The 11,672-nt window shown below is 66.6% G+C and carries 4 protein-coding genes; 2 read left to right on the top strand and 2 right to left on the bottom strand.

Going from position 1 to position 11,672, the window contains the following annotated elements:
• Positions 1 to 100: 100 nt before the first annotated feature.
• Positions 101 to 8,728 (bottom strand): glycoside hydrolase family 94 protein, encoded by an 8,628-nt coding sequence (locus tag APZ15_RS35770; RefSeq protein WP_027792662.1) that lies wholly within the window; start codon positions 8,726 to 8,728, stop codon positions 101 to 103.
• A 62-nt stretch (positions 8,729 to 8,790) separates the two neighbouring features.
• On the bottom strand, positions 8,791 to 9,243 hold the full coding sequence (locus APZ15_RS35775) for a type II toxin-antitoxin system HicB family antitoxin (protein WP_027792661.1): 453 nt from the start codon (positions 9,241 to 9,243) through the stop codon (positions 8,791 to 8,793).
• A 327-nt stretch (positions 9,244 to 9,570) separates the two neighbouring features.
• Here APZ15_RS35775 and APZ15_RS35780 point away from each other — a divergent pair, with 327 nt between their 5' ends.
• Together APZ15_RS35780 and APZ15_RS42580 are read left to right on the top strand one after the other, a co-directional pair.
• Positions 9,571 to 10,443: a slipin family protein gene (locus tag APZ15_RS35780; RefSeq protein ID WP_027792660.1), complete on the top strand. Its 873-nt coding sequence runs from the start codon at positions 9,571 to 9,573 to the stop codon at positions 10,441 to 10,443.
• 748 nt (positions 10,444 to 11,191) lie between these two features.
• Positions 11,192 to 11,584 (top strand): hypothetical protein, encoded by a 393-nt coding sequence (locus tag APZ15_RS42580; protein WP_155253154.1) that lies wholly within the window; start codon positions 11,192 to 11,194, stop codon positions 11,582 to 11,584.
• The last annotated feature ends 88 nt before the right edge of the window (positions 11,585 to 11,672 follow it).

Below are 11,672 nucleotides of genomic sequence, written 5' to 3' on the forward strand. Positions count from 1 at the left end.
GCTGACGTCTCGATGAAATTCGGGACATCGGTTCATGATGGCCGGTCGATCGCGCGCAGTCGGTCCGCTAACGTACCGGCGCGGATGCCGATCTGCCGCGTCACTGAAACACCGCTTGCGCCGCCCCCAGCGTCACGACCACGCTGTGGCGGCGACCGTCGTCCACGAGCCGCACCGCCGCTTCGCCGGCGGCGAGCCGCACGCCATCGACCACGAGGCGGGACACGCCGCCGCTGGCGCCGCCCGGATTCTCGACGACGATGTCGTAGTGCGACGCGCCGTGACGCAGCGTGGCCCTAAAGCCCGGCCAGGACAGCGGGATGCACGGTTGAATGGACAGAATGTCGCCATGCCAGCGCAGACCGAGCACGCCTTCGACGCCCGCGCGATAGAGCCAGCCGGCCGAGCCGGTGTACCACGTCCAGCCGCCGCGGCCGACATGCGGCGCGACGGAATATACGTCGGCCGCGACCACGTACGGCTCGACCCGATAGCGATTCGCCCCGCTGCGCGTGCGGCTGCGATTGACCGGATTGAGCAGCGCGAACAGATTCGCGGCGCGATCGCCGTCGCCCATTTGCGCGAACGCGAGCACCGACCACGTGGCCGCATGCGTGTACTGGCCGCCGTTCTCCCGGATGCCCGGCGGATAGCCCTTGATATAACCGGGATCGACCGACGAACGATCGAACGGCGGTGCGAACAGCAGGGCCAGGCCATCGTCGCGGCGGATCAACTGCGCTTCCAGCGCGTCCATTGCCTGCGCGGCGCGCATCGGGTCCGCCGCGCGCGACAGCACGCTCCACGACTGCGCGATCGCGTCGATCGAGCATTCGGCGTTGCCGGCCGAGCCGAGCGGCGTACCGTCGTCGAAGTAGCCGCGCCGATACCATGCGCCGTCCCATCCCGCATCGGCAAGCGCATCGCGCAACGCGGCGGCACGCGTCGACCAGCGCGCCGCCAGGTCGGCCGAGCCGCGCGCCGCGGCGAGCGGGGCGAACGCCGTGAGCGTCGCATGCAGAAACCACCCGAGCCAGACACTTTCACCCCGCCCGGCTTCGCCGACCCGGTTCATGCCGTCGTTCCAGTCGCCCGTGCCGATCAGAGGCAGATCATGCTCGCCGAAATGCGCCAGACAGGACTCCAGCCCGCGCACGCAATGCTCGAACAGCGACGCGCTCGTCTCTGAGATGCGCGGGATGAAGAACGCGTCCTGCTCGTCGGCGGCCAGCGGTCGTCCGTCGATGAACGGAATCGATACATCGAGAATCGCGCGGTCGCCGCTGACGTCGACGTAGTGCGCGACCGCATGGGCGAGCCAGACGCGATCGTCAGAGATTCGCGTGCGTACGCCGCTGCCGCTTTCCGGCAGCCACCAGTGCTGCATGTCGCCCTCCGGAAACTGGCGCGCCGCCGCCCGCAGCAAATGCTCGCGCGTCAGGGCCGGACGGACGGCCGCGAGCGCCATACCGTCCTGCAGCTGGTCGCGAAAGCCGTACGCGCCGCTCGCCTGATAGAAGCCCGCACGCGCCCAGATCCGGCAAGACAGCGTCTGGTACAACAGCCAGCGGTTCAGCATCAGGTCCATCGCGCGATCAGGCGTTTCGACCTGAACGGCGCCGAGCATCTCGTCCCAGAACGCCGTCACGGCGGCGAATATCGTGTCGAGATCCGCCTGACGGTAATGCGCGATCAACTGTCGTGCCGTTGCCGCATCGGCACCTTCGCCGAGCAGCAAGACGATTTCGACGCTGCCGCCGGGTTCGAGATCGACCGTGGTCTGCAACGCGGCACACGGGTCGAGCCCAGCGCCGACGCGGCCCGACAACGGCGACGCGCCGGCCCTGCCCGGAAAACCGGCGGGATCGCTCAGGACGCCATTGCGGCCAATGAACTCGCGCCGGTCCGCGCTCCACGAGGTTTGCAGGCCGCATAAATCGGCGAACGCCACCCTGCCGCGATACACCTGACTCCAGTCGTTGCGGGCAAACAGCGCTCCGGTCGGCTGATCGATCTCGCTCGCGGTGTGCGGCGCCGCGACGCTGCGCGACGCACCCAGCGCCCACTCCGCATAGGTTGCGACGGACAGCCGGCGAGTCCGGTCGGACAGGTTGCGCAAGGTCAGGCGGGAAATCTTGACAGGATCGGCCAGGGGCACGAACTGCAACAACTCGACAGCGACGTCGGCGGCGGAATGCGCAAACCGGCTGTAGCCCTGGCCATGACTCGCCACGAAAGCGGTCGCGCCCGGCGCGTCGTCGCCGATCGAGGCCGCTTGCGGCCCCCAGCGCACGCCGGTCTCGTCGTCGCGGATGTAGAACACTTCGCTCGGCGGATCGGTGACCGGGTCGTTCGACCACGGCGTCAGCGGATGCTCGCGGCTGTTCGTCACCCAGGTATAGCCGCCCCCCTCCGCCGACGTCAGGAAGCCGCACAAGGGATTCGCGACGACGTTGACCCACGGCATCGGCGTGCATTGACCGGGCTGCAGGATCACGACGTATTCGCGGCCGCCACGCGCGAAACCGCCGATTCCGTTGAAGTACTCGAGACCGGCGCCGGCCTGCGCGCCCTTCGGCGGCGCAATCGTGGGCGGCGGCAGCGGCGCGCGCGCGGGATCCGGTCGCGTGGGCAGCGGTGAACCCGCGAGGCGCCGCAACTGGTCCACCAGCCGGCCGTTGCGCGCGGCGAGCACGGCGCGCGCGACCGCCGGAAACAGCGCGCGCGCCGCCGCCGCCATCAGATCCTCGCGCAGCACGAAAATACTGCCGCGCCCGGCTTCGTCCGGCGGCTGCCGGGTCCGCACCAGCCCCTCGAGCGCCGCCTGCAAATCCTGCACGTACGACGCCGCGCGCTCGTTGATGATGACCAGATCGACCTCGAGCCGCTTCATCCGCCAGTACTCGTGCGCGCGGATCAGCTGCCGCACCATCGCGATGTGCTCGATGTCGTCGATCCGCACCAGCAGGATCGGCAGATCGCCCGATACGCCATGCGTCCATAGCGGCGACGCGCCCACGCCGCCCGCCGCCGACACCGCCGCCGCATGGCGCAGCAGCGCGGCGGACCCCGGCCGCATCGACGCATCGCTGTAGAGCATGTATCCGGCCAGTTGCTGGAACAACGCGGCCTCGTCGAGGCTCACCGCGCTATGCCGCAGCTGCACCTGCGCCTGGGTCCACGCGAGCATCGCCGCCCGCGCGAACGATTCGCCGTCGCGATGCTTGTCGACCAGGTCGAGCAGCTGCGCGCGCGAATCCGCTACGATGGTCCAATAGACGATGCTCGCCTTCGCGCCCGGCTCGATGCGCAGCCGCTGCCGCAGCGTGAACGCCGCGTCCAGTACCGCGCCTTCGCAAGCGCCCAGCGCACGCTGTTCGGTCAGCGCAAGCGGCAGGCGAACGCTGCGCCCGCGTCCGATGACGCGCAATCGATCGGTGTCGAATTCTTCCGCGCCGACGGTTTCGCCGGAGGTCACGGCCAGATGCGCGGCCCAAACTTCCGCCTCGTTCGGCGCGCGCTTGCGCCGCGTCGCCAGAATCGCGCCGGACACAGGCACGTACTCGGTTTCGATGAACAGTTTCGAGAATGCGGGATGGGCATGATCGGCGGCGGGCGGAGCGAGCACGATTTCCGCGTAGGACGTGAATTCGATCACGCGTGGCCGGGAGCCGGTATTGGCCACCGACACCCGCCGCACTTCCGCATCGTCCTCGGCGGATACCACTACCTCAAGCGACGTCGTCAAGGTGCCGTCGCGGCGCACGAACTCGGCGCGATCTTCGGTGAACGTCACTTCGTAGCTGTCCGGCACCACGCCGGTGGGTTGCCACGTGGCCGACCAGACCTCGCCGCTCTCGGCGTCGCGCAGATACAGATAGCTACCCCAATCGTCGCGCGTCGCGTCTTCCCGCCAGCGCGTGACGGCCAGATCGTCGCGGCGGCTGTAGCCGGAGCCTGCGGCCGTGAGCATCACGGCGTAGCGGCCGTTGGACAGCAGATGCGTGACGGGCGCGGGATCGTCCGCCGACAGCAGGCGCCGTGCAACGCCGGCGTCGACGCCATGCATCCTGCCGGCGGGGCTCGCGTCGATCCGCGGCCGCCCTGCCGCGACCCGGCCCGGCACCCGTTCTTGCAACAGCAGCTCGGTGGCGCGCACGGCCGGCTCGCCATGGAAGAAGGCGCGAATGCGCCCGCCCAGCAGCGCATTGGCGATCGACACGATCGACATGCCCTGGTGATGCGCCATGAATGCCCGCACGATCGCAACTGGCATGCCTTCCGGCACGCGCGCGGGCGTGTAGTCGAGCGCTTCGTAGAAGCCGAAGCGCCCGCACGCGCCGGCTGCACGCAGCCGCTCGAAGTTGCGCGCGGCGGCGTCCGGCGCGACCATCGCCGCGAGCGCGGTCGCATAGGGCGCGACCACCAGGTTCTGGTCGAGATCGCGCTTGAGCCCCAACTCCGGCACGCCGAAGCTCGAATACTGATAGGTCAGCTCGATGTCGCGCGTGTTGTACGCCGATTCGGACATGCCCCACGGCAGGTGCAGCCCGTCGCCGTAGGCGATCTGGCGACGCACCACCAGGTGATTGGTGCGCGCGAGCAGGCTGCTGTCCGGCGCACGCATCACGAGCGACGGCATCAGGTATTCGAACATCGATCCCGACCACGAGATCAGCGCCGCGCCGTGCCCGATCGGCGTCGCCAGGCGGCCGAGCCGGAACCAGTGCCGCGCCGGGACATCACCCTTCGCGATCGCGACGAAACTCGCGAGGCGCGCCTCCGATGCCAGCAGATCGTAGTTGCCCGGATCGAGCCGTCCGTCGGCCACCGCGTAACCGATCGACAGCAGATTGCGCACCGGGTCGAGCAGAAAGCCGAACTCCATCGCATAGGCCATCTGCAACGCGGTATCGGCCAGCACCTGCAAACGCTTGTTCAACACGTCCGCTTCGTCCGGCGTGCGCGTCGCATCGCGACCATGCCCCTGCACCGCGTGCTCCAGCGCCTGCGCCCAAAACAGCACATCGTCGACGTCGCCGCCCCGCACCCGGCCGACCTCGTCCATCAGCGCGCGCGCGACATCGGCGACTGTCGCGGCGAGGATCGTGATCGCGGACCATTCCGGCGCGGCGCGACCGTCCGGTGCGCCGCCCTCCCCGGTCTGCGCGGCGAGCGTTTCCTCCAGCTCGGTCGCGGCCCGCTCGAATTCGCCATGCAGGGCCGTCCGCGCGTCGCCCTCCCGGCACACGGCGCCGCGCAGCAGCGCGAGCGTATCGCCGATTCCTTCATACGCGGCTTGCCGCCCCACGCCGGCGGGCTGATTCGCCCACGCGCGGCAAGCGTTGCCGAGCGCGATCAGGTGGCCGGCGAGATTGCCGCTGTCGACCGACGACACATACCTCGGCTCGAGGGGCCGCAGATCCCGCGTGTCGTACCAGTTATAGAAATGGCCGCGATGGCGCGACATCAGCCGCATCGTCGCGAGGGTCGCCTCCAGCCGCGCCACCGCGTCCAGCGTGCCGAGCCAGCCGAACTCGCGGGCGCTGACGGCGGACAACAGATACAGCCCTATATTGGTGGGCGAAGTCCGGTGCGCGACGACGGGCTTCGGGTCCTCCTGGAAATTGTCCAGCGGCAGCATCTGATCGTCCGCCGTCACGAACGTCTCGAAATAACGCCAGGTCCGGCGCGCGTCGCGCCGCAGTTGACGCGCATCGTGCGGGGCCACCGGCAGCTCGCCCGCCGACCGTGGTGCGCGGCTCAGCCAATACGCGATCGCCGGCGCGGCAAGCCAGACGAGTACGAACGGCACGGCCAGCCAGCCCGTATGACGATCGAAGCGCCAGCCCGCCATCAGACTGGCAGCCGCGACAAGCAGCGCGAGCGTCACGCCGCCGCGCATTTGCAGATAGGTGGGCGCGAGGGTCCGCCGGTCGCGCGCACCCGCTGCGGCCGCCGTGGTCCATTCGAGCAGATGGCGACGGCTGATCGCCACACGAAACAGCGTACGCGCGATCGCGTCGCCCATCGACCACGCCTGCTGCGGCAACATGACGATCGACAGGCCGAACCGCGTCAACGCGAACCGCAACTCCATCGACCATGCATGGAGCACGCTGCGCGTGGTCATCTTCACGTGCGTGCGCCGCCAGCGCGGCACCAGCCCGCTCAATACAGGCAACAGGAACGGCAGCGCGATCGTCACCAGCACGAAGGCGCTCCAGGCGAGCGATACGGGGAGCGGCAGCATCCATCCGGCCAGTAGCGCGACCAGCATGGCGGGCGCCGTGAGTGTGCGGCGCAGGTTGTCCAGCATCTTCCAGCGGCCGACCGCCGTCAACGGTTCGTGGCCGAACAGCAACCAGGGCAGGAGCTGCCAGTCGCCGCGCGCCCATCGGTGCAGGCGGCTCGCGGCGACGTCGTAGCGGGACGGCGACGCTTCGACAACCTCGATATCCGACGCCAGTCCGGCCCGCGCGAAAATACCTTCGAACAGATCGTGACTGAGCACCGCGTTCTCCGGCACGCGACCGGCGAGCACCGCCTCGAACGCGTCGACGTCGTAGATGCCCTTGCCCGCATAGGATCCTTCGTCGAACAGATCCTGATAGACATCCGATACGGCTGACACGTAAGGATCGATGCCGTGCGCGCTCGACGACACGCGCTGGAACAGCGAACCCTCGTCGCCGCTCGCGAGCGAGGACGTGACGCGCGGCTGAAGGACGCCGTAGCCGCCGACGATGCGCCGGCTCGCCGAATCGAATACCGGCCGGTTGAGCGGATGCGCCATCTTGCCGACCAGGCGGCGCACGGTATCGCGCAGCAACCGCGTATCGGCATCGAGCGTGATCACGTAGCGCACGTCCGGCGGCACGTGCGGCGTCCGGCCGGCCGCCGCGATGAACGTCGTGTCCGATGCGCCGCGCAGCAATCGATTCAGCTCGTGCAGCTTGCCGCGCTTGCGCTCCCAGCCCATCCAGCACCGTTCGCCGTCGTTCCATACGCGCTTGCGGTGCAGCAGCAGGAAGCGCTCGCCTTCGCCCGGCGCAGCCGGATAAAGGCGATTCAACCGGTCGATGCCCTCCGTCGCGGATGCCAGCAACCTGTCGTCGCTGTCGGCGTGTGGCGTGGACGCGTCCATCCAGTCGGAGAGCAAAGCGAAGTAAAGCGCGCCGTTGGGGCTCGCCAGATGATGAATTTCCAGTTGCTCGATCTGCTCGCCGAGCACAGCTTCCGTTGTCAGCAGCACCGGCACGGCGACCATCGTGCGCAGGTCCGGCGGAATGCCGTCGAGCAATGCGAGGCCGGGCAGGATCTTCGCGCCGACATCGCGCATCACGCCGCGATTGACGAGCGCGACCGCGGCATCCAGCGCGGGTAGCAGGCCGGCGACGCCGAGCCAGATCAGCCAGTGACCGGGCGGTTCGACACGCGTGAGCCACGCCAGCATGCCCGCCAGCAGCAGCGCGACGATCAGCCCGATCCGGCCGAGATAACCGCCGAGACCGGCGTGGCGTGTCAGGCGCCGCAGCCACAACGCGACGGGCGGCCGATAGCCGATCTCCGCTTCGAGCGCGGCGCGGCCGTTCGCCAGCAGGTAGTAACCGGGATCCGTCTCGGCGGCCGGCCCGCAGCCTGCACCCTGCGCCGCCGCATCGGCGACGACGCGGCGGGCAATCTCGAGCTCGCTGACGGGTGCGCCGCGGGCCAGCGCTTCAACCGCGTCGCGATACAGGTTGCGCGTGGGGAAATCCATCTCCGCGAAGCCTGGGTGGCTGCGCAGTACCTGATCGACCAGGCTGATGCGCTCGAACAGATCGGTCCAGTCCACCTCCGAAATCAGCCGCATGCTGGTGATCACGTTGCGCACGGTCAGGCTGGCGGCGCCCTGCTGATGGTTGACGGACGCGACAATCTGGTCCGGCGTCGCGCCGCGCGCCGCCAGGTGCCGATGCAGCCACGCCAGTGCCGGCGCGACGGCCGGATCGGGATCGTGCAGCCGCTGAATCAGCTGCACCGCGAACGCATCGTGCAATACGGCCTGCTCGTAATTGGCGACGAGCGGCTCCGCCGCGACCCGCGCCTGGCCGCCCTCGCCGAGCAGGCGATCCGCGAGCGCGTCGGCGTCGAGTCTCGCGCGCCGGTCGTCGATGATCTGATCCGCGAGCCGTCGCAGGTTCTCGATCAGCACGATCCGCAGCGTGATCGCCACCGCCCACAGTTCGCCGATCGTCAACGGTTCCACGGCCTGATAGGCAAGCATGAAACGACATAGCGCATCGGGATCGAAACGGCTGTCGGTATGGGCGACGAAGGCCCAGTTGATCTCGAACACGCGCGGATAACCGGCGAACGGGCCGTTGCCGAGTTTGGGCAGTTGCCGGTAATAACGCGGGGAGAGATCATCCCGGATCTGCCGCACCTGTTCCGCGACAAGATAGTAGTTGTCGAGCAACCACTCCGCCGCAGGCGTGATTTCTTCGCCGCGTGCGTCTGCGGCCGCCGTGTTCCGGTAGGCCTTCAGCAGATGATCCGCGTTGTCCTTCAGCCGCGTGGCGAGCGACGGGCCCGCTGCCACACCGGGCAGCACCTTCTGCGCGCGAGCCAGGCTGCCCGCATGCTGCGCCAGTCGCTCCTCGCCGAAGAACTCCTCGCGAATCGGCCGGGCATTGCTCCATGGCGATGTCCGGCGTCGCGACACACGCGCAACGTGAATCTTCAAGGCGCTTCCTCCCCCATCGCCGCACCATCCGCAGCGGCTTCATGCCCGGCACACCCGGGCCGTCAGGCCGCTTCCGACAGCGATTTCGCGATGGGTTCGCACCGCAACGCTCCGTGCTGCGCGGATCGGACGGCTGCGTTCTCGCACGCCAGCGACACGAAGGCATCGCGAGTCGTATGCAGCGCGTTCGCCGTCCGATCGATGTCGTGCACGATGCGCTTTGGCAAGCACAGCTCGATGCGCACCGAACTCGACGTCATCCGGCTCAGGTCCAGATCGATGAACCGCCAGATCCCGTCCCCGGCATCAACTTCCGACGCCTGCAATACCGACATGTCCGTGGTCGGTGGCGGAACGAGACGCGCGGAGCGGTCGTAGCGGGCCATGACCCGTTGCTCGGCGGCCGCTTGCAGCTCGCCATACGAGTCGCCCTCCACACCGACCTCGGGGAAATCCGGAAGCGCGCCGCGATAGCGGGGCTGCCCATGCTGCGTGATGTAGATCGGATATTTCATGAACCGCTCCCGGCTGAAGAACGTGACGAACGTCATCGTGCATCGCGCAGGCTCGTCGAGTCGGTACGCTGAAGAACAGTCTCCGGGAAGCGTTTCGTGGTGCGCTGCACGTCGTTCACACACCGGATCGCCCGATATTTCGCTATCCGGTCACGCAAGCGCAGCGCGCGCGATCGAGGTACGGCACCGTACCGATCGGCATGGCGATAGGGCGCACGCTCGCATCAGGGCTTCTGCCCCTGTTGCCAGAACGCCCAAGACGACCCGAGATGCAGTGCGCCTCATCGCTCATGCGCCAGGTTGTCGTCACCGAAACGGAGCGTCACCATGAATCCCATCACACTCGTGTTATCTGCCGCGTTCGTCCTCGCGGCATTCGCCATCGGCGCGTGGGGCCACCTGTATCTTGCGGCCCCCCTTTTCATCGTCGCGGTCCTGATCGCACTGTCCGTGCGGGTCGCCAACGTCTGGGAGAAGTTCGTGATCCTGCGGATTGGCAAGCTGCAAAGCGTCAAGGGTGCCGGTTTTTTCATGATCATTCCAATCCTGGACAATGTTGTCGCGATCATCGACGAACGCATTCAAACCACCGCCTTCAACGCCGAACAAGCGCTGACCAAGGACACCGTGCCCGTCAACGTCGACGCCGTGATTTTCTGGCACGTCCATGACGCGCAGAAAGCCGCGCTCGCCATCACCGACTACCGGCAAGCAATCGACCGCGTTGCGCAAACCTCGCTGCGGGAAATGATCGGGGCATCGATGCTGGCTGCCTTGTTGTCGGATCGCAAGGCGGCCGACATGCACCTGCGCGACGAGATCGGCAGAAAGACCGTGGATTGGGGCGTGACCGTCCGCTCGGTCGAGACCCGCGATGTTGCGATCCCAGTCGCGCTGCAGGATTCGATGTCGCGCCAGGCGCAAGCCGAGCGCGAAAAGCAGGCACGGGTGATCCTCGGCTCGGCGGAGGCCGAGATCGCGACCAAGTTCGTCGAAGCGGCGCAGGTCTACGAAAATCATCCAGGTGCGCTTCAGTTGCGAGCGATGAACATCATCTACGAAACGACGAAGGAACGCGGCGCGACGATCCTGATCCCCAGTGCGATGGTTGACAGCCTGAATCCCGTGCTCGCGCTTGCGATTGCCGGGTATGACGCGGCGGGCGCCGCGCCGGCGCCTGCGCTCAAGACAGCAGCGTGATCGCTAGCTCGTATTCACTCCCCCGCGACGCCTTGCGCAGATCGCCCGAACATTGCTAGAGCGGGGGGTAACCCCACACGATTTGATGATGAGACTGTTGCGAATACTCCACCGTGGGCAGGAGGCGGAAATTGCTTCATCACATTACAACGCGGGGTTGGTCGCGGCAGGGGTGAGTCCCCCTCTCATTCGAGGTCGGCCGTGGATCCTCACATAGCATCGATTGATGACCGCCATGAACATATCGTTGCAAGAAGATAGTGGCCGCGTTCACCTCACAAAGGCTGATCGTCGAATAGCAACTGGTTCGTCACCGAGACGATGCCGTTGACGCGCCAGGCGACTGTTGCTACGAAATTCGCCTCGTTCGCGTCGGCAACCGAGCCGACAAGCGTTGCGATGACGGTGCATCACCTTGCGGGCGACCCACACGCCCTTTTCCGCGCCTTCATTTCTTGTTACTCGTTGGTTGGATGGTATGTCTGTAGCCCGCTGGCTTGAAAAACAGACAGCAACCATTTGATTTTAAACAAATATTTAGAGGCGGCGGGGCGCAACCCCGCATGCAGTCCAGATCGCTCTAACCGGAAAATTGCACGGAGATCAAGAGTACCCCTAACACCGAGTTTTGCGAATATTTCGCGATGCCCGAAAATCGCACGGATTATCGAATCAAATTCGATGCCCATGGCCGCGGCACGGCCATCATGGAATCAGCATGACTTTTTTGCGGTCCGCGACGTCCTGGATGACCTTAAACCTGTCCAGCTCGCGCATCGTCATCGTGATCCGTTCCAGCCATCGCAGCCTCCGGCGCTGGATTCCCAGCGGCCGATCAGCTTACGATGGGTCGAAAAGCGGACATTTCAATCTAGCCACTACACAATCAAAAAATGATCATCAGCATTATGTAAAATTTGAAGAACACCCGTCCAAACATGTTTTTTCGAGACGCAAACAGATCAGCATCGCTCCGAATGCCCAGTTTCGAAAAGCCGATTGCATTTGCGCGCTAATCGTGCTCGGGCTGCGGGAGAACTTGGACGCGATGTCGGACACCGACACGTCGGCGAGATATCAGCGCAGCATCCCTGTTCGCCACCTTCGTATTGGTCACGCGCGGGTTGGGCGTGGCACTTGAGTCCATTTGCGCGGCCAGTTCCGCGCTGAAGCAAGGAAAGCCCTCTGCCACAACGCGGACCGCATGCGTCAGCTTGCCGGGATCCTCG

The organism is Burkholderia cepacia ATCC 25416 (assembly GCF_001411495.1).
GTDB lineage: Bacteria > Pseudomonadota > Gammaproteobacteria > Burkholderiales > Burkholderiaceae > Burkholderia > Burkholderia cepacia.

What these genes read in the sequence shown, in the direction of transcription:
- APZ15_RS35780 (WP_027792660.1), top strand. Translation starts at nt 9,571, where the DNA reads ATGAATCCCATCACACTCGTGTTATCTGCCGCGTTCGTCCTCGCGGCA.
- APZ15_RS35775 (WP_027792661.1), bottom strand. Translation starts at nt 9,243, where the DNA reads ATGAAATATCCGATCTACATCACGCAGCATGGGCAGCCCCGCTATCGC.
- APZ15_RS42580 (WP_155253154.1), top strand. Translation starts at nt 11,192, where the DNA reads ATGACCTTAAACCTGTCCAGCTCGCGCATCGTCATCGTGATCCGTTCC.